We start from the raw sequence: 21451 nt of genomic DNA on the forward strand, positions 1-21451 counted from the left end.
TGCAGAAAAATTCGCAGCCGCCGTAGAGCGTATCGAGTGCCTTTGGCCAGCTGGCCGCAAGCCGCCACTTAATTTCAGGATTGGATTGCGCGATGGCAGGTGATGCGACCGCAGTCGCAGCGAGACCGACACCGCCTACTTTGATAAAATCACGACGTTTCATTCGTTTCCCCTTTTGTTTTTTAATACTGACCACGGGACAACGATCTTGAATTGTCGTTTCTGTCCGACGATGGCCGACGTTCGATTGGTGATTGAGATCAATCCTTTCAAACCCGTAGGTCAGGATGACCAATCGGGGGTCGATAATCAAGGGTTCTGGCCCCGCCGCAGCTGCGAACAGCTGCAATAAGTTTACGCAATGGTCCGGCCTTCACATGCCCGGCCTTCACACGACGAAAGGCTAAGACGTAGACTGACGCGACCGGCGTTGGTCTGATAGGAAGGCCGGTAATCGCCGCTGGAGCCGGAAATGGCAGAGAAGAAGGTCGTGGTCGCGGGCGCCACGGGATTGGTGGGAAATGCCGCATTGCGGCACTTCGGCGCCGCCGGGGGATGCGACGTTCTGGCGCTGTCGCGGCGCAGGCCGCGCGAGCTCCATGGCTTCAGGCACGTGCAGATCGACCTCACCGATCCCGCGCAGTGCCGGCGCGCTGCAACCGAACTGCAGGGCGCCACCCATCTCGTCTACGCTGCGCTGTATGAAGCGCCCAATCTGGTCGACGGCTGGCGCGATCAGGATCAGATCCGCACCAACGATTTGATGCTGCGCAATCTGATGGCCGCGCTCGAACCGGTCGCGCCGCAGCTTCGGCATGTCGCACTTCTGCAGGGCACCAAGGCCTATGGCGTCCACGTCCGCCCGCTCACCGTGCCGGCGCGCGAAGGCCGCTCGGAAATGTACGAGCAGCCGAATTTCTACTGGGCGCAGGAGAATTTCCTGCGTGAGCTGCAGCAGGGCAAGGCCTGGCACTGGAGCATTTTGCGTCCGGTGTTGATCGTCGGTGAGACAATCGGCGGCGCGATGGACCTGATCCCGCCGCTCGGCGTCTATGCCGCCATGCTGCGCGAGCAGGGCCGGCCGCTCGATTATCCCGGCGGTGCCGCGCGGGTGTCGCAAGCGGTCGACGTCGATCTTTTGGCGCGCGCGATCGCCTGGGCCGGCGAGGCGGCCGCCGCGCGCAACGAAGCCTTCAACGTCACCAATGGCGATGTCTTCACCTGGGAGAATGTCTGGCCGGCGATAGCAGACGCGCTTGAGATGAAGCCGGGCAACGCCGTGCCGCTGTCGCTGGCGCAGGAATATCCCAAGTGGATCGCGCCGTGGGACGAGTTGCGGCGTAAGCATAATCTGATTTCGCCCGGCCTTGAAGAATTTGTCGGCCTGTCGTTCCAGTACGCCGATTACAGCATGCGCCATGGCCAGACCCAGGCAGGCCCGCCGTCGATCGTCTCGACCGTGAAGATCAACCAGGCCGGCTTTACGGAGATGATGGACACCGAGGCGATGTTCCGGAAATGGTTCGGACTGGCGCGATCGAGCCGCTTGCTGCCGTAGCACTCTCGGGGGCTGCGCTGATCCGCGCCAGATGCCATCATGATTTGACGGGATGAAACATTGGAGCCTCAAGATGCTGGATCACGTCTCGCTGGGCGTCAGCGATATCGAGCGGTCAAGGAAATTCTATGATCAGGCGCTCCGTCCGCTCGGCATCGAGCGCTTGTACGCTGACGGTCCAACCGCCGCCGGCTATGGGGCCGACCGGAAGGCATTCTTCTGGATCGGCGAGAAAGACGCTTCGCAGACCGGCAGCCACGTCGCCTTTGCGGCCCACGACAGGGAAACCGTAGACCGGTTTCACCAGGCCGCGCTCGCAGCCGGGGGACGAGACAATGGGCAACCGGGGCTACGCCCGCAATATCACGAAAATTACTACGGGGCGTTCGTGCTCGATCCCGATGGCCACAACATCGAGGCGGTCTGCCGCCGGAACCAGGTGTAATCCAATCGCTACATGTTACCCGTCGCGGCAAACTTCGCTTCCATCGCCTTGCGCGTCCTGATGGTGTCGTTGGCTTCGTCGACCTCGACATCGCTCCAGCGCACCACGGCGCCGTGAGCGACGTTGTTCTTCAGCTTGACGCGATGGGCCAGACCAATCGGCAGCGCGCCGGCTTTGAGGCTGGCGGCTGCCGGCATCAACTTGCCCCACACCGTGTAGCCGCCTTCGCCGTCGAGCATTTCGCCGGCGCGTAAGTCGCGTTTTGCGACCGCCGCGACGTCCCCGCGAAAACCATGGGGCTGCCCGGTCGGCTCATTGCGCAGTGCCGCCGACAGGATCGAGATGTTCAGCTCCAGCCCGATCAGATGATAGGGCTTGTACATCGCCGCATACCGGCCCGAGGCGTCGGTCTTCAGCCCGTATTGCCTGAAACAATCCGCGGCGTAATCGTTCGGCGCTTCCAGCACGACGTAGACGCCCCAGCGCAGATCGCGAAACACCGCCCGGCCGTCGCGCTCCAGCGACGACACCACTTCGACCACGCCGGATTTCTCCAGCACGCCGCCTTTGTCGCGCGGCCGCATCACATGCGGCAGGTCGTCGACGCCGCAGGGCGGAAACTTTAGGCCGTCCGTGGGCACGTTGAGTTGGCAAGCATTGGCGATCGCCGCCATCTCGATCGCGGATTTGGTGCCGTCCAGAAACGAGTTGAACATTTGCGGGTTCATGCCGGCCGATTGTGCTTCATCCGCGGTGAGGCCGTAATGGCCCCAGACGCCTTCCGGCGTCACGTCATGATAGGCCGGCAGATACTTTGTACCTTTGCCGGCAGCGACGACGCGGAATCCCGTCGCGCGCGCCCAGTCCACCATTTCGGCGGTTAGCGCCGGCTGATCGCCATAGGCCAGCGAATAGACCACGCCGGCCTTGCGGGCTTCCTCCGCCAGCAGCGGACCTGCCAGCACATCGGCCTCGACATTGACCATCACGACATGCTTGCCGGCGGCAATCGCGGCGCGGGCATGCCGGATGCCGACGGCCGGATTGCCGGTCGCTTCCACCACGACATCCATTGCGCCGCCCGAGATCGCGCGCGCGCCATCATCGGTGAAGGCGGTCCGTGCGATCCGCTCCTGGTCCCAGCCGACGGTACGGCACGCCTCGCGCGCGCGGTCGCGGTCGAGATCGATAATCAGCGGCACCTCAAGTCCAGGCGTGTGCGGCACCTGTGCCAGGAACATCGAGCCGAATTTGCCGGCGCCGATCAGCGCGACGCGAACCGGTTTGCCCGCCGCATGGCGGGCCTGGAGGAGGTGGTGGAGGTTCATGGCGGATTTCCGGGTGTGGCGTGTCCCGGACGCGGTGCAGCGTGAAACGCTGCTCCGCAGAGCCGGGACCCAAGTGGACGATCGAAAGAAAGGCCCCGGCTCAGCAGCGCAACGTCGGAATCGCGCGTAGCGCGATCCTGTGCACGCTGCGCTGCGTCCGGGGCACGAGAGCGGTTCTACTCCGCCGCCTGGCGATGCGCCCGCGCCAATCGCAGCAACGCGTCGTCATCGACGGTCTGGATCGGCGTGAAATCGCGATGGGCGATATATTCCGGCCGCGTCGGCGTGCGGATGTAATTGGAAACCGCATTCAGCGTCAAATAGACGATCTTGCGCGGATAGGGCGTGATGTTGCCGGCTGAACCGTGCACCAGATTGCCGTGGAACATCAGCATGCCGCCGGCCTTGCCGGTGGGCGCGACGATGCCGCCTTCCTTCACCAGCCTCGTCACCGTGGCCTCGTCCAGCGTCCACAAGGGATAGGAGGTGGTTTCGAGATCGTGCGAGGCCTTGAGGTCGCCGGCGTGCTGGCTCTTCGGCACCAGCATCAGGGGACCGTTAATCGGCATCACCTCGTCGAGGAAGATCGCGATGTTCATCGCGCGCGGCAGCAGCATGCCGTCGTCGCGCTTCCAGGTGCCGTAATCCTGATGCCATTGCCAGACGTCGCCGGTGAAGGCGGATTTGGCGTTGATCTTGTATTGATGCATGTAGACTTTTTCGCCGAACACCTGCTCGACCGGCTCGATCATGCGCGGATGCGCGCCGAGCACGCCGAACGCCTCGTTGTAGAGATGCGCCGCAAAGGCGGTGCGCGGCGCACCGCTCTTCTCGCGCCACACCTCGGGTCGATCAGCGTCGTAGATGCCTTCGGCCTCGCGCGCGAGATAGGCCACTTCCTCGGGGCTGAACAGCTCGGGCAGAAACAGCCAGCCTTCGCGGTTGAAATAGTCGATCTGCTCTTGCGTGAGTTTCATGGTCGTTCCTCCTGTTTTATTTTCTATTGTTTGTCATTCCAGGATGCGCCTCTTGGCGCAGGCCCGGAATCCATACTCACGATCGTGGTTATGGATTCCGGGCTCGTGACTTCGTCACGCCCCGGAATGACGACTTACGCCGCCCTATCCGTCGCCCTCAGTCTTTCCTCCGTCATCCGTCCCGCCGTTTGCGCATGCGCCAATGCCGCGGCCTCGGCTTCCCCAGCCTTGCCGGCCAGAATCCGCACCGCGATCGCCTCGTGTTCGCTCCAGGCGCTGTCGCGGTAGTCGAGTTCGGCCAGCACGGTCGCCATCGAGCGGCGCATATGCGGCCATTGCGGCGCGATCATTTCCTCGATCGCGGGGTTTCCTGCGAGGCGGTAGATCGCGCTGTGAAAGTCGACGTCGAGCGCAATCAGCCGCGCCAGCGGGGTGTCCTCGCCGATGGTCCGGCCGGCTTGCAGTGCCGCTTCCAGCGCCGCGCGCCCGGCCGTGTCGGTCTTCACACGTCCGGCGGCAAGCCGTGCCGCCAGGGCGTCGATGGCCCCGCGGACCTCGTAGAGCTGGCGGATACGCGCCGGATCGAGCTCGGTGACCTCGAACCCACGGCGGCCGCTCTCGGCCACCAGGCCCTGCCGGTGCAGCAGATGCAGGGCGTGGGAAACCGGCTGGCGCGATACGCCAAGCTTCTCGGCCAGCTCGTTCTGGGTGATGCGCTGCCCCGGCGGCAGCGTGCGATCAATGATCGCCTCGAGGATCCGGGCATAGACTTGGTCGATCAGGTTGGGGAGCGGATCTAACGGGATCATGCCAGCCGTCCAAAATGGAATACGGAATTCCGTATTCGGTATTGATACCCCTGGCTGGCTGCACGGTCAAGGGGGCTTTGACGTGTGGAACTCTGGCCGAAGCTAGCCGGGCGCAAGCACCTCCACGTCGAACGTGCCGATCGCTTCCGCGTCAGCCACCGCGTCCACCGCCGATATCCGCTCGCCGCTGATGGTCAGCCGCAGCACGATGCGCAATTGCCCGCCGAGGACGACGGCGACCGCCAGCGCGCCGTCGACCAGCGCGGGCCTTGCGGCCTGGGCGCGGCCCTTGAAGGTTTCGGCAACCGCCGCAGCGCCGCGGATTTCCGGCAGCGAACCGAGCCGCTGAGCGGCCTGGTCGGCACGGAACACCACGTCAGGATCCAGCACCGCGAGCAGCCCTTCGAAGTCACCGCTGCGCGAGGCCGCCAGGAACGCATCGACGATCTGTTTCTGGCGGCTGAAATCGGCGTCCGGCGCGGGCGGGGTGCCCTGCACCCGGCGGCGGGCGCGGCTGGCGAGTTGCCTCGCTGCGGCGGGCGTGCGGCCGACGATCGGCGCGATCTCCTCAAAGGGAACGGCAAACATGTCGTGCAGCACGAAGGCAAGCCGTTCGGCCGGCGCCAGCGTCTCCAGCACCACCAACAGCGCCGCGCCGACGGAATCGGCCATATCAGCATCGCGCTCGTGTTCGTCGTTGGCCGCAGGTTCCGGCACATCCGGGCCGATCGGTTGCTCGCGCCGCGATTTGCGTGACCGCAGCATGTCGAGGCAGACACGGGCGACCACCGTGGTCAGCCAGCCGCCGAGGTTTTCGACCGCGCCGGTATCGGTACGGCTCAAGCGCAGCCAGGTCTCCTGCACGGCATCGTCGACCTCGGCGGTCGATCCCAGCATGCGGTAGGCCACCGCCCGCAAATGGCCTCGGTTGGCCTCGAATTTCTCGGCCAGAAACTTTTTCTCGTCCATCGGTCACATTCCCATGTCGCGTTCCGTCTTGGCTATGACGAACGAAACCGTGCCGATGTGACAGCAAATCGGCATGGCGGCGTCAAAACCGAACAAAACTGGATGGAGAATCAAAGATGATGCAGGCTCGAATGAACCACCCCGTCATGGTCGTTCCCGACGCCATGAAGGCGCTGCACTCGCTCGGCGAACTGACCAAGAACAGCTTGCCGGAAAAGCTGCTTGAACTGGTGCATCTGCGCGCCAGCCAGATCAACGGCTGCAGCGTCTGCGTCGACATGCACCCCAAGCTCGCCAAGAAAGCCGGCGAGACCGATGAGCGGCTGTTCGCGGTCGCGGCCTGGCACGACACGCCTTACTTCACGGACGCCGAGCGGGCCGCATTGGCGCTGACGGAAGCGCTGACCCGCATCAGCGACCGCGCCGACCCGGTACCGGATGCGATCTGGAATGAGGCCGACATGCAGTTCGACGAACAGGAGCTTGCAGCGCTGGTCCTGGCGATCGCCAACATCAATGTCTGGAACAGGCTCAACGTCGCCGTGCGCCAGCCGGTGGGCGTCTGGAAGGTGTGAGGGGCGATTACGCGGGGGTCCGGCCCGGAATCCCGGGACACTGGCCGCAATTCCAGTGCGCCGGCTCGTGCTTAATTTACCTGCGCGAGCTAAAGAACAAGCCTGGCCGATCCCGATCGGCCGGGCTTTTTCGTTTGCCCCACCATCCATTCCGGTCCGCCCGTTATGTCAGAGCCCCGATCCATGTTGCGACCGTCGATCCGCAAACGAATCCTTGCCATCGCGGTCGGGCTGATCGTCCTGATGGCGATCACATCGGTTCTGTCGACGGTGATGACGCGAAAGGTCGCCCATCAGCTCGATGAGTTAAGCGGCAAATATGTCGAGGCCTACGGGCATCTGGCGCGGATGAATGTCCGCTCGCTGGAGCAGGCGCTGGCGGTTCGCAGGATGGTAATCGCAAAGACGCAGTCGCCGCCGGATGATGCCGCTTTTGCGGAGCATCAAAAAACCTATGAGGCGAAAGACCTGGAGATCGACAAAGAGGCGCAGGCCGCGCGGGTGCTGATCAATGCGATCATCGACGACACCTCTACCGATTCCGATAACGCCAGGCTCGGCCGGATCGACGACCGGATCGAGAACGTCAACAAGGACCTTCGCCGCTACTTGAGCGATGAGAACAAGCGGATGTTGCCACTGCTCGCTTCCGGCAATTTCGCCGAGGTAAGGGCGAGCCTCGCCCGGGCCGACACGCTGCGCGACGATTTCAATCAGAAGGTGGAGGAAATCCGAAAGGATATGCTGGTGCAGGTCCGCAGCGATGCCGTGGTGACGATGCGTGACCAGCAAAAGGCCATTGTGATCTCCATGATCCTGACGGTGCTGGCGGCCGTATTGGGGTTGATGTTCGCGATCTTCGTCAGCATGGGCATCACCCGGCCGGTCCGGCGGCTGCTGGATGGCACCCGCGCCGTCGAGGCCGGCCGCCTCGATGGATCGATCGACGTCACCACGCGGGACGAGATCGGCCAGCTCACGTCCGCGTTCAACAACATGGTCGAACAGTTGCGTCACAAGGAGAAGATGCGCGAGACCTTCGGCCGCTATATCGACCCGCGCGTCGTGGAAGGATTGATCAACCGTCAATCGCTGACCACAACCGATGGCGAGCGCCGCGTGATGACCGTGCTGTTCTGCGACATGAAGGGGTTTACCAGCCTCAGCACGGGCATGACGCCGCAGGGGCTGGTCAAGGTCATGAACCATTATCTGTCGACCATGTCGGGGCCGATCCGCAACCATCATGGCATTATCGACAAATATATCGGCGACGCGATCATGGCCTATTGGGGTCCTCCGTTCAACGAAGACGGCGAGCAGGCGCGGCTGGCCTGTTTGGCTGCGATCGACATGGCTCGCCGCGGTACAACGTTGCGGACGGAGCTTCCCGAATTGCTCGGCGTGCGCACGGTGCCCAGCGACTGCGACGTCCGTATCGGCGTTGCGACCGGCGAGGTGCTGGTCGGCAGCATCGGTTCGGAATTCATGATGAGCTACACGGTGATGGGCGACGCGGTGAATCTGGCGTCGCGGCTGGAGGGCGCCAACAAGGCCTATGGCAGCCATTGCCTGGTCTCGGCGCCGACCATCGCCGCAGCCGGTGACGGATTGGCGTTTCGCGAGATCGACCGTCTGGTCGTGGTCGGCCAGAGCCAGCCGGAGACGGTGTTCGAGATCATCGGGCGCGAGGACGAACTCACGCCGGACCAGGTGTCGCTGCTGGACAGTTATTCGAAGGGGCTCGCCGCCTATCGCGAGGGCCGTTGGGACGACGCGCGCCACGCCTTCAGCGCCGGGCTCGAAGCGGTCCCCGGCGACGGGCCGTCCAGGGTATTCATCAAACGCATCGGTGAGTTTCAGGCAAACCCGCCGGCCGCCGATTGGGACGGCGCATGGATTCTCGATCAGAAATGACAACCGGCGGCGATCACGCCGCCAGGAATTCCATTACGGCGTCGGAATATTCCTGCGGCGCCTGATCGAAGATCCAGTGGCGGGCGCCGGGGATCACGGCCGTTCTGGCGCCCGGAATATGCTGTGCCAGCACGCGCCAGATCTGGGCCAGCGAGCCCTGCGTGTCGCCGCCGCCGATCAGCAACGTCGGCATCCTGATCGATTCCGCTTCGCTGCGTGAAAATGGCCGGCGTTTCTCGCCGACCTGGCCGATCAGCGTATAGGCGTTGTCGCGGAGCTGCTGTTTGGGTGCGGCCGGCAGTCGCTTCCACGTGCCCTCGCCATCGATCATGTCGACGATCAGGTCGAGCGCGCCGTCGATATCGCCGGCTTTTACTTTCTCCACCGCAGCCGGAATCCGCGCCGCAATCGCCGACGAACCCGGGCCCGCACCGGCTGAACTGAGCGTGGCGTCGAGGTCGCCGCCGGGCTCGGCGAGCACCAGCTTGCGCAATAGATCCGGCCGCTGCTCGGCGACGCGAAAGGCGATATGCCCGCCGCGGGAATGGCCCATCAGGTCGACGGGACCGAGTTTCAGTTGCTCGATGAAGCCGATCACGTCGGAGACATGCTGCGCCATCAGATAGTCGTCGCCGACGCCGTCCCAATGCTCCGGGAAAAAGTGCCGCAGGCTGAGCGAGATCACGCGGTGTTTTTTCGACAGCGGTCCGAGCACCGGATACCAGGTGCGGAAATCGCCGAGCGTGCCGTGGACGCAGACCAGCGGCGGGCCCTGTCCGACGTCGAGATAGGCGATGTCGTAGCCGTTGACGGGAAGCGTTTGCATGGGATCAAGCCTCTGCCAGGAACGCGAGCACGATCTCGCAATATTTCTGCGGCGCCTGTTCGAACATCGGATGCGTGGCGCGGGGGATCATCTCGGTGCGGGACCCCTTCACATTCGCGGCCAGCGCACGCAGCACCAGCGGCGGCGTGCCCCTGGTGTTGGCGCCGCCGATGAACAGCGTCGGCGTCGTGATCGCTTCCGCATCCGCCTTGGAGAACGGCGGACGCGAGTCGCGCATCTGGCCGATCAGCGTGGTGGCGTTGTCGCGCAGCAACTGCTTCGGCGTCGCCGGCAGGCGCTTCCAGGCCCCGGGTCCTTCGAGCGCGTCGATGAAGATGGCAAGCCCGCCATCGATATCGCCCTTGGCGATGACCTCCGCGGACGCTGCAATTCGGGCCGCCAGCGGCGAGGGGCCGGGCTCGTAGGCGGGATCGAGCGAGGCGTCGAGTTCGCCGCCGGGCTCGGCCAGGATCAGTTTTCGTAACAGGTCCGGCCGGCGCTGCGCGACGCGAAACGTGATGTGCCCGCCGCGGGAGTGGCCCATCAGATCGACCGGTCCGATGCCGAGTTTCTCGATGAAGGCGATCACGTCGTCGACATGCTGCGCGATCGAATAGGTGTCGCCGATTCCGTCCCAATGGTCGGGAAAGAAATGCCGCAGCGACGGCGCGATGACGCGGTGTTTTTTCGACAGCAGCCCCATCACCGACGACCAGATCCGGAAGTCGCACAGCGAGCCATGCACGCACACCAGCGGCGGGCCGTCACCGGCCTCGAGATAGGCCATGTCGAAGCCGTTGACGGGGAGGGTTTGCATGGGGGGCTCGGTGTGCGGGGCGGCGCCATTGAATGGCGCGGTGAATATCCCACATCATCGGAAGTTGTTTATGCCGTCAAGTTCCCTCAGGTTTCGGGTGGATAGCAACAATCTCCAAGCCTAGATTTGGGACCAGCATCAAGCTCAAACTATCGGAGCGAGAGGATCTGGAGCGAGATCATGACCGAACAGCAATTTGCGATATTCGACACCCCGATCGGCCGCTGTGGCATCGTGTGGGGCGAGCGCGGCATTGTGTCGGTGCAACTGCCGATGGGCGACGAGAAGAAAACCCGCACCCGGCTGCAGCAGCGCCATGGCGACATCGACGAGGCGCATCCGCCGGCGAACGTGCAGGCTGCGATTGAAGGTATCGTCGAACTCCTGGCCGGCAAGCCGAACGACCTGGCGGACGTCGTGCTCGACCTCGACGGCGTGCCCGAATTCAACCGCGGCGTCTACGACATCGCGCGCACCATTCCGCCGGGCCAGACCATGACCTATGGCGACATCGCGAAAAAGCTCGGCGGCGTCGAGCTGTCGCGCGACGTCGGCCAGGCACTCGGCCGCAACCCCTGTCCGATCGTGGTGCCCTGCCACCGCGTGCTGGCGGCGGGCAACAAGCCGGGCGGCTTCTCCGCCAATGGCGGCGTGGTGACGAAACTCAAAATGCTGGCGATCGAAGGCGCGGTGGTGAACCACACGCCGAACCTGTTCGATTGAAGCGCGTTAGCGCCCCTTGAAGTTCGGCGGGCGCTTTTCGTTGAACGCCAGCACGCCTTCGCGGCGGTCCTCGGTCGGGACCATCCGGTTATAGGCCTCGATCTCGAGCGCAAGCCCGTCGCGCAGCGATGATTGCAGGCCGCGGTGGATTGCGAGCTTGGCCTGGCGGATCGAGATCGGGGCGTTGCGGGCGATGTGCGACGCGGTCGCCAGCGCTTCCCGCAGCAGGTCGGCTTGCGGAAACACTTCGTTGACGAGGCCCCAGTCGCGCGCCTGCGCTGCCGTGAAGGGTTTGCCGGTCAGGATCAGTTCCTTGGCGCGGCGCTCGCCGACCGCGCGGGGCAGGGTTTGCGTGCCGCCGCCGCCCGGCATGATGCCGAGCGTGACCTCGGTCAGGGCAAAGCGTGCGGTCTCGGCGGCGTAGAGGAAATCGCAAGCGCCTGCGATCTCGCAGCCGCCGCCATAGGCCGCGCCATTGACGGCGCCGATGATCGGGACCGGGCAGTCGATCAGCGCCCGCACCATCCGCTCGAAGATCACGTGCTGGCGCGTCCATTGCTCGTCGGTCATGCCGCGGCGTTCCTTGAGGTCGCCGCCGGCGCAGAACGCCTTGTCGCCGGATCCGGTCAGGACGATGCAGCGCAGATTGGCGGGGTCGAGCGCCACATCCTCGAAAGCGCGCACGAGATCGCGGCCCATCTGGGTGTTGAGCGCATTGGAGGCGTCCGGCCGGTTCAGCCGCACGATCGTCACGTGCTCGTCGACCCGTTCCAGCGCGAGGGTTTCGAAGGCAGGTGTTTCCGGGGCCGCGCTCATATCGCCTCGCAGGTAAATCCGTTGCCGGCGCGACGGATTTTGCCTGTCGACGGTGAGGGGAAATGCGCGGTGCAGCACAGCGTGTCGGTGTCGCAATAGCGTTCGAGGAAACTGCGGCGCGTGACGCCCGCCTGCGCCTGGTCGACGTCGAACTTGACCGACATTTCCGGATAGCGCGTCTGCAGCGGCGAATGCATCAGATCGCCCGAGAACACCGCATCGTCCTTGCCGCGGCCGAAGGTGAAGGCGAGATGGCCGGGGGTGTGGCCCGGCGTCGGCAAGAGGCGCGCGTGGTCGCCGATCGCAAAATCGTCGCGCACGATTTCGGACTGTCTGGCTTCGACCACCGGCAACACGCTGTCGCCGAACGGCGGCACCGGCGTCTTGGCATGCGTCTCGGTCCAGTAGTCGAACTCGGTCTTGCCGAACACGTAACGCGCCTTCGGGAAGGTCGGCACCCAGCGGCCGTTTTCCAGCCGCGTGTTCCAGCCGACGTGATCGACATGCAGATGCGTACACATGACATAGTCGATATCGCCGACGGCAAAACCCGCCGCGGCAAGCCCTCGGATATAAGTGTCGTCGGTCTTCATGTTCCATTTCGGACGCAGCGGCCGCGGCTTGTCGTTGCCGATGCAGCTGTCGATCAGGATGGTGTGGTGCGGCGTCTTCACGATGTAGGACTGGAAACACAGGATCAGCACGTCATCGGCGTCGAGCGCGCCGGCCTTCTGCATCCAGCCGCGGTTTTCCGCCAGCAGTTCCGGCGTTAGCCCCGGCAGCATCTCCAGCGCCGGCACGAAGGCGGCTTCCTGCTCGATGATACGGTGGATGGTGAGATCGCCGACGGTGAATTTCAGGCTCATGGCTTTTCCTTGTTCTTGTCGTCGCGAACGGCGGGAAGGATGTAGTTCGCCATCATATCCAACGCTCCGTCGCCCTGGCGTGGTTGAGGATAAAGCCCTGATGTCGTCATCACCACAAGGTCGCGGTCGGGCACGATGAAAAGCCGCTGGCCGCCGAGGCCCATCGCGGCAATCCATTTCACTTCCTTCTCCTGCGCGATAGAACGGCCCATCCACCATTGCTGGCCATAGAAGAACAGCCCGCTGAAATAGCCGATCGCCTGAAAGCGCGGCCGCACCGATTGCTCGATCCATTCCGGCGAGACAATTTGTTGTCCGCCCCAGGTGCCGCGATTGAGCACCATTTGGCCGAGCTTGGCGGCATCGCGCGGCCGCATCCGCAGGCCGACGGCGGAAGCGACCTTGCCGTTCTTCGAGTAGGTCTTCCATTCCAGATCGGTAATTCCGATCGGCCCAAACAGCACCTCGCGCGCGAACGCTTCCAGCGGCTTGCCGGAGACGCGTTCGAGGATATTGCCGAGCAAATCCGTCCCGCCGCCATTATAGGTCCACACATTGTCCGGCGGCTTTACGATCGGCTTCGACAGAATGTAGCGGATCGGGTCGGTCTCGCTGCCCAAATGCGGTTCGTCGTTCTTCGGATCGTTCCAGGCGCGGTTCTCGTCCCACTGCATGCCGGACGACATTGTGAGCAGATGGCGAAGCGTGACCTGGTCCCAGCCCGGCGATTTGACGGAAGAATACTCCGGATAGAATTTGACGACGGGCTCTTCCGCGCCGGCGATCAGCTTGCGGTCGATCCCGATGCCGACCAGAAGCGAGATCACGCTCTTCGAGGCCGAGCGCATGTCGTGCAGGGTGGTGGCATCGAACGCGTGCTGGCCGCCGCCCTGGCCCCAGGGCTCGTCATAGCCCGCGAAATACTGTTCGAACACGAGCTTGCCGTGGCGGACAATGACCACGGCGTGGACGTTGGCCTGAATTTCCTTCAGGCGCGCCGCGATGGTGCAAAGCCGCGCGCCATCGAGGCCGACGCTTTCGGGGGAGGCGATGGCCCAGCCATCGTCGAGGGCGGTGGGCGTTCCGCAAGCCATGCCGGTTTGTCCCCGCGGGACGCCGACAGCAGGAGCACGGCAGCGATGCCGAGGCGCCGCAATTTCCTGCCGCCCTCACGCATGCTGCCGTCTCCATTGTTACGCCGGCGGCGGAGCCGAGATTTTCACCGACGGCCGCTCCAGCATTTTCTGATGGAAGGCATCGAGCTTCGGGAACGCCTTGCGCCAGCCGCAATCGGCAAAGCGGAAATCGGCATAACCGAGCACGCAGACGAGGCCGATCTGCACGATGTCGAACGGCCGCGACAGCACCTCTAGCTTGTTCTCGAACCGCGCCATGCCGGTCCAGGCCCGGTTCCAGTGGTCGTCGGACCAGGCCTTCCACCGCAACTCCTGCGGGCGCACCATGCCCTCGTAGCGGCACAGCAGCATGGCATCGAGCATGCCCTGCAGCAGCGAATGATCCGACTTGACCTGCCAGCGCGTCGGGCCGGAGGCCGGGATCAGCCTGTTGCCGCCGGCGAGTTCGTCGAGATATTCGACGATGACGTAGGAATCCAGAATGACGTCGCCATTGTCGAGGATCAGCACCGGCAGCTTCTTCAGCGGCGTGATCTTCGAATATTCCTCGTTGACGGTGCCGGGCGCCACCGTCGCCGAAATGAATTCGATCTTGTCGATCAGTCCGGTCTCGATCGCGGCGATGCGGACCTTGCGAGCGAATGGCGAGGCGGGAGAGAAGCTGAGTTTCATGTTGTTATTCCCTGACCAGTTCATTTCTCCGTCATGGCCGGGCTTGTCCCGGCCATCCACGTCTTCGTTGCCGATGCACCGTCAAGACGTGGATGCCCGGCACATCCAGCGCGAAGACGCGCTTCGCGCTTTTGCCCGGGCATGACGACGAGTGAGCAAGTGCTCCACCCCGCCAGCCTCACGCCTCGATGACTTGCTGCCGCTGTTCGCCGAGGCCCTCGATGCCGAGGGTGACGACGTCGCCGACATTGAGGAATTGCGGCGGCTTCATGCCGGCGCCGACGCCGGGCGGCGTGCCCGTGGTGATGATGTCGCCGGGCAGCAGCGTGAGGAATGTCGAGACGTAGGCAATGCACTTCGCCATCGTGAAGATCATGGTCGAGGTCGAGCCGGTCTGGCAGCGCTTGCCGTTGACGTCGAGCCACATCGACAGCTTCTGCACGTCGGCGATTTCATCCTTGGTCACCAGCCATGGGCCGACCGGGCCGAACGTGTCGTGAGACTTGCCCTTGGTCCATTGGCCGCCGCGCTCCTGCTGGAAGTAGCGCTCGGAGACGTCGTTGCAGACGCAGTAGCCGGCGACGTGATTGAGCGCGTCGGCCTCGCTGACATATTTGGCGCGGGTGCCGATGATGGCGGCGATCTCGACTTCCCAGTCGAGCTTCTTGGACTCGCGCGGCTTTTCGATCGCGTCGTTCGGGCCGCTCAGCGAGGTGTTGGCCTTCAAAAAGAAGATCGGCTCGGGCGGAATCGGATTGCCGGTTTCCTTGGCGTGATCGACGTAGTTGAGGCCGATCGCGACGAATTTCGAGATGCCGGTGACCGGCGCACCGAAGCGCGGCTTGCCATCGACGGCGGGAAGTTTTGAGGGGTCCAATGCTGCAAGCTTGGCCAGCGAAGCGGGCGCGTAGGCCTCGCCGTTAAGATCCTTCACATGCGCGGAAAGATCGCGCAGCTGGCCGGATTTATCGATCAGGCCGGGCTTTTCCTGGCCAAGCGCGCCGTAACGAACAAGCTTCATTGTACTGCTCCCTCAGGGGTTTATTTACTTGGAATGCTTCATGGAACAGCGGGCGGGGAAATTCAACCACGGAAGCGCCCCGCATTGCAGGTCTCTTAATTCGTAGGGTGGTGGAGCGCAGCGATACCCACCAGCTTTCCTGCATCCTGAGGCGGTGGGTATCGCTTCGCTCCACCCACCCTACAATCCGGGTTCACCCCAGCGCGATGAACTTGAAGGCGTCCCCCTCGCGCCTGATATGGCCGGCATTGAAGTGCCCGCCGATGACAAGCGTCGGCGTGTCGGCAAAACGGGAGAACAGCTCGCGCCGCGTCACGGCCGACGCTTTGGGGTCGGAATCCGCGGTTGACGACCAGTCGAGATGGGCCATCTGGCAGGGGTGATGGGCGACGTCGCCGGTGAGCAGGCCCTCCTGGCCGTCGGACTTGATGTGGATGCTCATATGGCCGGGGCTGTGGCCGGGCGTCGGGATCAGAGTGATTTCGTCCGAAAGCCTGGCATCGCTCGGCACCAGATCGGCCTTGCCGGCATCCGCGATCGGTTTGACGGAATCGCCGAACACCGCCTTTTTGTCGGGCTCGTCGCTGTGGTCGCGCCAGTGCTCGAATTCGGTCTTGCCGAACACATAGCGGGCGTTGGCGAAGGTCGGCACCCACTGGCCGCCGACCAGCCTGGTGTTCCAGCCGACATGGTCGACATGCAGGTGGGTGCAGAGCACCGTGTCGATGCTGTCAGGCGCAAAGCCCGCCGCGGTCAATCTGTCGAGGAACGGGTCCTGGCGGTTGTTCCAGGTCGGTACGTTGCGGCCCTGCTTGTCGTTTCCCAATCCGGTGTCGACGATGATCCGCCGCTTTGGTGTTTCCACCAGCAGCGAATGGATCGACATTTTGAGGCGGCCCTCTTCATTGGCGAAATGCGGGATCAGCCAGGGCAGCTTCTGGATCTCTTCGTTGGTTGCGAGCGGCAGGATGAAGCGGGTGCTGCCGACGGTCTCCAGTTCGACCACCTTGGTGATTTTGACCTTGCCTACCGTCCAGTGCATCCGGCGGTTCCTCCCTTGTTTCGTTTCTTGCTTACCTCGCCCCGCTTGCGGGGAGAGGTCGGCGCGTAGCGCCGGGTGAGGGGGTACAGGTCTATCCAACCAGCAAATCGCTCGTTGAGGGAGCCCCTCACCCCAACCCTCTCCCCGCAAGAGCGGGGCGAGGGAGTCAGCTAACGCGCGCAGTCGACGATGACGGTGCCGAGCTTGTCGCCCTTTTCCACCGCGAGATGCGCCTGGGCCGTCTCCGACAGTGCAAACTCCCCGGCCACGTTGTGGATGCGCTTGCCCGCCGTGAGCCATTTTGTGATGTCGGCCTGGGCTGCGGCCAGCAGCGGCGGCGGCAGTGCGAACAGCACCAGCGCGCGGAGTGCGATGCACTTCTCCATCAGGTCGCGCATCGGGACCAGCGGCGTGCGATTGCCGCTGGTGGCGTAGACCGCGATGGTGGAATTCATTGCCATCAATTTCAGCGTGATGGCGATGTTGCCGCCAAAATCGACGTCGACCACGCGGTCGACGCCGCGCCCGCCGGTGAAGGCCAGCACTTTGGCGATGACGTCATCATTGCGGTAGTTGATGACGAGATCGGCGCCGGCAAGCCGCGCCTGTTCGGCCTTCGCTTCCGAACTGACGGTCGCGATCACCTGCGCGCCGCCCCATTTTGCAAGTTGCACCGCATAATGGCCGACCGCGCCGGCGCCGCCGGTGACCAGCACGGTTTTTCCCGTAATCGGACCATCGCAGAACAGGCAGCACCACGCCGTCATGCCGGGAATTCCGAGCGTGGCGCCGGCGGCGTATGAAAGACTGTCCGGCAGCGGCGTCACCAGATGCTCGGCGAGCGCGATGTACTCCGCCGCGGTGCCGAAGGCGCGGCCGTTGCGCTGACCGTTGAACAGCCAGACGCGCTGGCCGACCCTCAATTGCGTGACGTCTTCGCCGACCTGGTCGATGATCCCGGCGCCGTCGCTGTTGGGGATCACGCGCGGATACTCCATCGCGCGATAGCTGCCGCCGCGGCGGCCGACATCGGCGGGATTGACGCCGGACGCCTTCAGCCGCACCCGGACTTCGCCCGGGCCGGCGTCAGGCGTCGGCATCTCGCCATAGGTCAGCACCTCGGGCGCAGGGCCCGTCCGCTCGTACCAGACCGCTTTCATCTGGCGCCCCTTACACTACAGCGTTCCCGGGAACGCACCGCCGTCGAGCAGGATGTTCTGCCCGGTGATGAAGCCGGCCTTGGCGCTGCACAGGAAGGCGCAGGCCTCGCCGAATTCTTCCGGGGTGCCGAACCGTCCGGCGGGATTGAGCTTGGCGCGCTCTGCCAGCACCTGCTCGACGTCGATTTTGCGCTTCTCGGCTTCGCCCTTTGCGGTGCCGCGCAGGCGGTCGGTGTCGAAGGGACCCGGCAGCAGCCCGTTGATGGTGACGTTGTTGATCACGGTCTTGCGCGAGATACCGGCAACAAAGCCGGTGAGGCCGGCGCGGGCGCCGTTGGAAAGGCCCAATATGTCGATCGGCGATTTCACCGCGGCGGAGGTGATGTTGACGATGCGGCCGAACTTGCGCGCCATCATGCCATCCACCGTCGCCTTGATCAGCTCGATCGGGGTGAGCATGTTGGCGTCGACAGCCTTGATCCAGTCGTCGCGGGTCCAGTTGCGGAAATCGCCGGGCGGCGGGCCGCCGGCGTTGTTGATCAAAATGTCCGGATCGGGACAGGCTTTGAGCACGTCCGCGCGTCCCTGGGGCGTGGTGATGTCGCCGGCGACTTCCGTCACCGTTACGCCGGGATGCGCTTTGCGGATTTCATCGGCGGTCTTTTTCAGCGCCTCGGCGCCGCGCGCCGTCAAGGTGACGTGCACGCCTTCATTGGCCAGTTGCATCGCGCAGGCGCGTCCCAAGCCCTTGCTGGAGGCACATACGATGGCGCGGCGGCCTTTGATCCCAAGATCCACTGTCTCACTCCCGTTATGTCAGGTGATTTTCTAGATTTCGATAGCGACACTGTAGCCAATCGCAGCGGCCATGATAAGTGGCTCTTCGCTGCGCGAAATGCATATCAGTCGATCATTGCCTGCTAAATTCGCTGCTCTCGCTTCAGCCGGTCGATGGTCAGCCCGGATGAGCCATACCTGCTACTGCACACCGGCTGAAAGATGGAACAGAAACAAATGACCCCGTCAGGCCCTGTGCGGGAGTCGATTGGGCAACTTCTTTCCCGGTTAGGCCTATTCCTTGTGACCGCAGCTATAGTTGCAGTGGCAATGGAAATCGCTTGGCGCGATTGGACGGTGTTTGCTCTCGGTTGGGCCGCAGTATATTTTATGGGCGGAGCGAGATGGTTTCCTTGGGGGACACCAATTCGAAAGGCGTTCTCGATCGGCGTATTTGTGGGGACGTCACTGCCGACGATCGAATGGGTCTACAAACTGTATCACTGATCTCCCGAAACGATGGCTGCCTAGCGAGATGGCGGGTTAAAGAGAACCCGCCCTACGAACTGGCGTTAGCCAGGGGGTGGGAGTTCGCGCGGGTGTTGCCGGCGCATGGTGCTGACCGCGCTCTGATGGTTGGACAAGAAAGCGCCTCTGCTTGGGAGTACCTCCTAATGGTCGACGCCCGATCTACCGTTTGTTCGCGACCATTGGCATGATGCAAGCCTATGCGCCGTGAGGTGGAGACATGACCAACGACCGCCTAGTGCAGCCACCGCCAATCCGTCACATCCGTAAAATCGGCATCGTCGGAACCGCAATCCTCCTGCTCGGGCCTATGGCCGCTTTCACAGATCTTGGAGCAGGACCGCGCATCTCTGAAGGCTTCGAACCATTCGAGAAATCAGCGAGTGAGCGCGTCGCTCAGGCCTTCGAAGACATTCGGGACATCGCATCCATCTCTGACGAGCTGAAGACTGCGCTGGCGTCGCTGAGCCAGAGCGTTCAGAGCGCGCAGAAGCCGCCGGTCAAGGCTGAAGGCAATGATTGACCTGATCTGACTTCAGGGCTTCTACGGTGAGAGGCAACAAGATTATCGCCTCTTGATGTACTGGTCGCGGCTTCCGTGATGCGCCTGCAAAAACTCACTTTTGATGATTGGCTGGAACACTCGTTTGGACGCGAAGTTCGCTTTCAGCAAGCGCCTTGGTACTTCGATCCGGACCATGATTGGTGGGATCCGCCACCTGTGGAAGCCGTATCCTACTTCACTCGACTGTTTGAAGACCCCGAGCCGGCATTACAGGGATTTGCTGACAGCCAAATTGCACAGGGCTTAACCTACCTCGTGAATACGAGCGCAAGCGGCGATAACAGATGGTTTTGTTCAACTGATGTGCCGGTCGAAGACCGTGTCCGCTGCGTTAAGTCTGTCGCAGCACTATTTACGAAATTGTTCGAGCCACGGTGCGCTCCCAATTTATCTCACCTAAGCGAAGCCGATGCCGGAACGCTTAACTGTGTTGGCTACATGTGGTGGGATGCGTTTCCGAGTTTGGCTCATGCGGGCGATCCGGACCTGCCAACTCTCCACGATTGCGCGCTGCGTACCATGGAGCGCATCCTTCATCTCAACTCGATCGCTTGCCAGGAGAGCGCTCTACACGGGCTCGGACACTGGCAGCGAGACTACAGCGAGAAAGTGACTCAAATTATAGACCGCTTTTGCGAGGCGCATTCCAAGGCCGACCCCCGGCTTTTGGCCTATGCTCGATCGGCGCGCTGCGGATGCGTGCTGTGACGTTGAGGAGTGATTGTCGCGCGCCCTGCAGGCGGAGTGTCGTCATCAGCCAAACAGCATACGCCCGGCAAGACTGCCCGAACATCGCCGTTATGGCGACATCGATGCCAAACGATCCCTTGTTGGGCTCCATGTACAAGAAAGCTGTGAGCTATCGTCCGCCGGGGGTCCTGTTGGAGCGTTGGGATCAGTTACATCCGCCGATCGCTCAACGACCGAGCGGGCCTCGCCATCCCGTCACCAATGAGCACCACGTGGCAGCCGTGCGGCATCGGCACAAAAGTGACAAACCTGCCAAACTGAGACATCGCTAGACGCCGTGTTTCAAACACTGTTTCAAACACTCACTTTCATCAAATTACATCTGAGAGTCTAAAAGCGAACCGACACCTTAAAGCCCGTTGGTATCTTGATGGTGCGCAACTGGGGATGGCGGGACGCACCGTGTTGGAAGTGTTGATTACCAAGCGAAGCTCGACCAAGTGGGAATGGCGGGTCTGTGACCGCTATGGGGCCACGATTATCGGCGGGTTTGAGAGCACCAGACCAGCGGCCAAGTACCGGGGTAATCGGGCGCTATTTCTTGTGTTGTCTACGCGCTGGGTAAGGTGATGCGCGAAGCGGAGGCGGATATCAAAGAGGCGGACGATAATCTAAAATGCGTCCTCAGTCATCCAGCTCACTGGTGGGCTTGTTGGGGATTTTAACCCATCAGGGCGCATGCGCCGTCGCTCAATGGATTTTCGGGTTCTCGCTCCGCGAGCCCTCAGATGCGCAATTGCGCATCGGGGAATGACGATTGAGGGGGTTGCTTCGACTGCGACAAAACAACCCGACGGGCAAATCACTTCGCATTTTCGGAAATCGTGTCAAGCCCCAAAATAAAAAATATTTCTGTTTTACAGAAGGTCAAATCAGTTTATATGTGAGCCATCCCGTCCTACTCAGAAGGGCGTCGGCCGTCGTCACGGACGTTGGGCGGGTTGCGGTGGACGCTTGTTTGCGCTGAGACGACGGCGTGGACGGGCGTACGGCAAAACCGTGTGGTTCTGGCGCCCGTTGCAGGCGTCAAGCTGTCGGAGAAGCGCAAGCGGGAACGGCAGCGACGGAGTCAACCAAGAACTCGTCTCCGGGGAGATCACGGCATAAGCCGTAAAGCCATTGCGCAGGGAAGGCCGGGTGTTCTCCGCTGCCCTGTATGCTCGTGTGCACCTTG

22 protein-coding genes (1 of these 22 cut by a window edge) are annotated in these 21451 nt (G+C 63.0%); 7 read left to right on the forward strand and 15 right to left on the reverse strand.

What is annotated here, in order from left to right:
- On the reverse strand, positions 1 to 163 hold the 5' portion of the coding sequence (locus JQ600_RS35770) for a TRAP transporter substrate-binding protein (RefSeq protein ID WP_212033671.1). Its footprint begins 926 nt before the window's first position; 163 of the gene's 1089 nt are visible here — the first part of the coding sequence; the start codon lies at positions 161 to 163; its stop codon lies beyond the left edge, outside the window.
- Positions 164 to 472: 309 nt separating this feature from the next.
- Here JQ600_RS35770 and JQ600_RS35775 point away from each other — a divergent pair, with 309 nt between their 5' ends.
- Together JQ600_RS35775 and JQ600_RS35780 are read left to right on the forward strand one after the other, a co-directional pair.
- Complete coding sequence (locus tag JQ600_RS35775) at positions 473 to 1558, forward strand: NAD-dependent epimerase/dehydratase family protein (protein WP_212490414.1); 1086 nt, start codon at positions 473 to 475, stop codon at positions 1556 to 1558.
- Positions 1559 to 1631: 73 nt separating this feature from the next.
- Positions 1632 to 2003, forward strand: a complete 372-nt coding sequence (locus tag JQ600_RS35780) for a VOC family protein (RefSeq protein ID WP_212386224.1) — start codon at positions 1632 to 1634, stop codon at positions 2001 to 2003.
- A gap of 8 nt (positions 2004 to 2011) precedes the next feature.
- On the opposite strand, the gene JQ600_RS35785 is transcribed toward JQ600_RS35780, so the two are convergent.
- The 4 genes from JQ600_RS35785 to JQ600_RS35800 form a co-directional block, all read right to left on the reverse strand.
- Entirely contained in the window at positions 2012 to 3331 is a 1320-nt protein-coding gene (locus JQ600_RS35785; protein WP_212490415.1) for an NAD(P)H-dependent oxidoreductase, read from the reverse strand.
- 176 nt (positions 3332 to 3507) lie between these two features.
- On the reverse strand, positions 3508 to 4308 hold the full coding sequence (locus JQ600_RS35790) for a phytanoyl-CoA dioxygenase family protein (protein WP_212386190.1): 801 nt from the start codon (positions 4306 to 4308) through the stop codon (positions 3508 to 3510).
- A gap of 134 nt (positions 4309 to 4442) precedes the next feature.
- Positions 4443 to 5117, reverse strand: coding sequence for a GntR family transcriptional regulator (locus JQ600_RS35795; RefSeq protein ID WP_212267143.1), 675 nt, complete (start codon positions 5115 to 5117; stop codon positions 4443 to 4445).
- Positions 5118 to 5219: 102 nt separating this feature from the next.
- A complete protein-coding gene (locus JQ600_RS35800; protein ID WP_212386189.1) occupies positions 5220 to 6086 on the reverse strand; it encodes a sigma-70 family RNA polymerase sigma factor in 867 nt (288 codons plus the stop codon).
- 119 nt (positions 6087 to 6205) lie between these two features.
- On the opposite strand from JQ600_RS35800, the gene JQ600_RS35805 reads away from it, so the two are divergent.
- Both JQ600_RS35805 and JQ600_RS35810 read left to right on the forward strand, forming a co-directional pair.
- Positions 6206 to 6661, forward strand: coding sequence for a carboxymuconolactone decarboxylase family protein (locus JQ600_RS35805; protein ID WP_212386223.1), 456 nt, complete (start codon positions 6206 to 6208; stop codon positions 6659 to 6661).
- Positions 6662 to 6844: 183 nt separating this feature from the next.
- Positions 6845 to 8578: an adenylate/guanylate cyclase domain-containing protein gene (locus JQ600_RS35810; protein WP_212386188.1), complete on the forward strand. Its 1734-nt coding sequence runs from the start codon at positions 6845 to 6847 to the stop codon at positions 8576 to 8578.
- A 13-nt stretch (positions 8579 to 8591) separates the two neighbouring features.
- Here JQ600_RS35810 and JQ600_RS35815 read toward each other — a convergent pair whose 3' ends face one another.
- Positions 8592 to 9404, reverse strand: a complete 813-nt coding sequence (locus tag JQ600_RS35815) for an alpha/beta fold hydrolase (protein ID WP_212386187.1) — start codon at positions 9402 to 9404, stop codon at positions 8592 to 8594.
- 4 nt (positions 9405 to 9408) lie between these two features.
- Complete coding sequence (locus JQ600_RS35820; protein ID WP_212267155.1) at positions 9409 to 10221, reverse strand: alpha/beta fold hydrolase; 813 nt, start codon at positions 10219 to 10221, stop codon at positions 9409 to 9411.
- 180 nt (positions 10222 to 10401) lie between these two features.
- On the opposite strand from JQ600_RS35820, the gene JQ600_RS35825 reads away from it, so the two are divergent.
- Entirely contained in the window at positions 10402 to 10944 is a 543-nt protein-coding gene (locus JQ600_RS35825; protein ID WP_212267157.1) for a methylated-DNA--[protein]-cysteine S-methyltransferase, read from the forward strand.
- A 6-nt stretch (positions 10945 to 10950) separates the two neighbouring features.
- On the opposite strand, the gene JQ600_RS35830 is transcribed toward JQ600_RS35825, so the two are convergent.
- The 8 genes from JQ600_RS35830 to JQ600_RS35865 all read right to left on the reverse strand — a co-directional run bounded on the left by JQ600_RS35830 (position 10951) and on the right by JQ600_RS35865 (position 18455).
- Positions 10951 to 11760 (reverse strand): enoyl-CoA hydratase/isomerase family protein, encoded by an 810-nt coding sequence (locus tag JQ600_RS35830; protein WP_212386186.1) that lies wholly within the window; start codon positions 11758 to 11760, stop codon positions 10951 to 10953.
- Complete coding sequence (locus JQ600_RS35835) at positions 11757 to 12626, reverse strand: MBL fold metallo-hydrolase (protein WP_212386185.1); 870 nt, start codon at positions 12624 to 12626, stop codon at positions 11757 to 11759. The genes JQ600_RS35830 and JQ600_RS35835 overlap by 4 nt, the downstream gene beginning before the upstream one ends.
- Positions 12623 to 13720: a serine hydrolase domain-containing protein gene (locus JQ600_RS35840; protein WP_249136251.1), complete on the reverse strand. Its 1098-nt coding sequence runs from the start codon at positions 13718 to 13720 to the stop codon at positions 12623 to 12625. Before JQ600_RS35840 ends, JQ600_RS35835 begins: the two co-directional genes overlap by 4 nt.
- Positions 13721 to 13819: 99 nt before the next feature.
- Positions 13820 to 14434, reverse strand: coding sequence for a glutathione S-transferase family protein (locus JQ600_RS35845; protein ID WP_212267165.1), 615 nt, complete (start codon positions 14432 to 14434; stop codon positions 13820 to 13822).
- A gap of 178 nt (positions 14435 to 14612) precedes the next feature.
- Positions 14613 to 15455 (reverse strand): fumarylacetoacetate hydrolase family protein, encoded by an 843-nt coding sequence (locus JQ600_RS35850; RefSeq protein ID WP_212033656.1) that lies wholly within the window; start codon positions 15453 to 15455, stop codon positions 14613 to 14615.
- A 193-nt stretch (positions 15456 to 15648) separates the two neighbouring features.
- Positions 15649 to 16497 (reverse strand): MBL fold metallo-hydrolase, encoded by an 849-nt coding sequence (locus JQ600_RS35855; protein WP_212386184.1) that lies wholly within the window; start codon positions 16495 to 16497, stop codon positions 15649 to 15651.
- Between the two features lie 170 nt (positions 16498 to 16667).
- Positions 16668 to 17657, reverse strand: coding sequence for an NADPH:quinone reductase (locus JQ600_RS35860; protein WP_212490416.1), 990 nt, complete (start codon positions 17655 to 17657; stop codon positions 16668 to 16670).
- 15 nt (positions 17658 to 17672) lie between these two features.
- Positions 17673 to 18455 (reverse strand): SDR family oxidoreductase, encoded by a 783-nt coding sequence (locus JQ600_RS35865; protein WP_192738251.1) that lies wholly within the window; start codon positions 18453 to 18455, stop codon positions 17673 to 17675.
- A gap of 727 nt (positions 18456 to 19182) precedes the next feature.
- Between JQ600_RS35865 and JQ600_RS35870 the strand changes: the two genes are divergently transcribed.
- Positions 19183 to 19485 (forward strand): hypothetical protein, encoded by a 303-nt coding sequence (locus tag JQ600_RS35870; protein ID WP_212267176.1) that lies wholly within the window; start codon positions 19183 to 19185, stop codon positions 19483 to 19485.
- Between the two features lie 78 nt (positions 19486 to 19563).
- Entirely contained in the window at positions 19564 to 20235 is a 672-nt protein-coding gene (locus tag JQ600_RS35875; protein ID WP_212386182.1) for a hypothetical protein, read from the forward strand.
- Positions 20236 to 21451: the final 1216 nt, after the last annotated feature.

Source organism: Bradyrhizobium sp. AUGA SZCCT0176 (genome assembly GCF_018130145.1).
Classification (GTDB): domain Bacteria; phylum Pseudomonadota; class Alphaproteobacteria; order Rhizobiales; family Xanthobacteraceae; genus Bradyrhizobium.

What these genes read in the sequence shown, in the direction of transcription:
- JQ600_RS35775 (WP_212490414.1), top strand. Translation starts at nt 473, where the DNA reads ATGGCAGAGAAGAAGGTCGTGGTCGCGGGCGCCACGGGATTGGTGGGA.
- JQ600_RS35780 (WP_212386224.1), top strand. Translation starts at nt 1,632, where the DNA reads ATGCTGGATCACGTCTCGCTGGGCGTCAGCGATATCGAGCGGTCAAGG.
- JQ600_RS35785 (WP_212490415.1), bottom strand. Translation starts at nt 3,331, where the DNA reads ATGAACCTCCACCACCTCCTCCAGGCCCGCCATGCGGCGGGCAAACCG.
- JQ600_RS35790 (WP_212386190.1), bottom strand. Translation starts at nt 4,308, where the DNA reads ATGAAACTCACGCAAGAGCAGATCGACTATTTCAACCGCGAAGGCTGG.
- JQ600_RS35795 (WP_212267143.1), bottom strand. Translation starts at nt 5,117, where the DNA reads ATGATCCCGTTAGATCCGCTCCCCAACCTGATCGACCAAGTCTATGCC.
- JQ600_RS35800 (WP_212386189.1), bottom strand. Translation starts at nt 6,086, where the DNA reads ATGGACGAGAAAAAGTTTCTGGCCGAGAAATTCGAGGCCAACCGAGGC.
- JQ600_RS35805 (WP_212386223.1), top strand. Translation starts at nt 6,206, where the DNA reads ATGCAGGCTCGAATGAACCACCCCGTCATGGTCGTTCCCGACGCCATG.
- JQ600_RS35810 (WP_212386188.1), top strand. Translation starts at nt 6,845, where the DNA reads ATGTTGCGACCGTCGATCCGCAAACGAATCCTTGCCATCGCGGTCGGG.
- JQ600_RS35815 (WP_212386187.1), bottom strand. Translation starts at nt 9,404, where the DNA reads ATGCAAACGCTTCCCGTCAACGGCTACGACATCGCCTATCTCGACGTC.
- JQ600_RS35820 (WP_212267155.1), bottom strand. Translation starts at nt 10,221, where the DNA reads ATGCAAACCCTCCCCGTCAACGGCTTCGACATGGCCTATCTCGAGGCC.
- JQ600_RS35825 (WP_212267157.1), top strand. Translation starts at nt 10,402, where the DNA reads ATGACCGAACAGCAATTTGCGATATTCGACACCCCGATCGGCCGCTGT.
- JQ600_RS35830 (WP_212386186.1), bottom strand. Translation starts at nt 11,760, where the DNA reads ATGAGCGCGGCCCCGGAAACACCTGCCTTCGAAACCCTCGCGCTGGAA.
- JQ600_RS35835 (WP_212386185.1), bottom strand. Translation starts at nt 12,626, where the DNA reads ATGAGCCTGAAATTCACCGTCGGCGATCTCACCATCCACCGTATCATC.
- JQ600_RS35840 (WP_249136251.1), bottom strand. Translation starts at nt 13,720, where the DNA reads ATGGCTTGCGGAACGCCCACCGCCCTCGACGATGGCTGGGCCATCGCC.
- JQ600_RS35845 (WP_212267165.1), bottom strand. Translation starts at nt 14,434, where the DNA reads ATGAAACTCAGCTTCTCTCCCGCCTCGCCATTCGCTCGCAAGGTCCGC.
- JQ600_RS35850 (WP_212033656.1), bottom strand. Translation starts at nt 15,455, where the DNA reads ATGAAGCTTGTTCGTTACGGCGCGCTTGGCCAGGAAAAGCCCGGCCTG.
- JQ600_RS35855 (WP_212386184.1), bottom strand. Translation starts at nt 16,497, where the DNA reads ATGCACTGGACGGTAGGCAAGGTCAAAATCACCAAGGTGGTCGAACTG.
- JQ600_RS35860 (WP_212490416.1), bottom strand. Translation starts at nt 17,657, where the DNA reads ATGAAAGCGGTCTGGTACGAGCGGACGGGCCCTGCGCCCGAGGTGCTG.
- JQ600_RS35870 (WP_212267176.1), top strand. Translation starts at nt 19,183, where the DNA reads ATGACCAACGACCGCCTAGTGCAGCCACCGCCAATCCGTCACATCCGT.
- JQ600_RS35875 (WP_212386182.1), top strand. Translation starts at nt 19,564, where the DNA reads ATGCGCCTGCAAAAACTCACTTTTGATGATTGGCTGGAACACTCGTTT.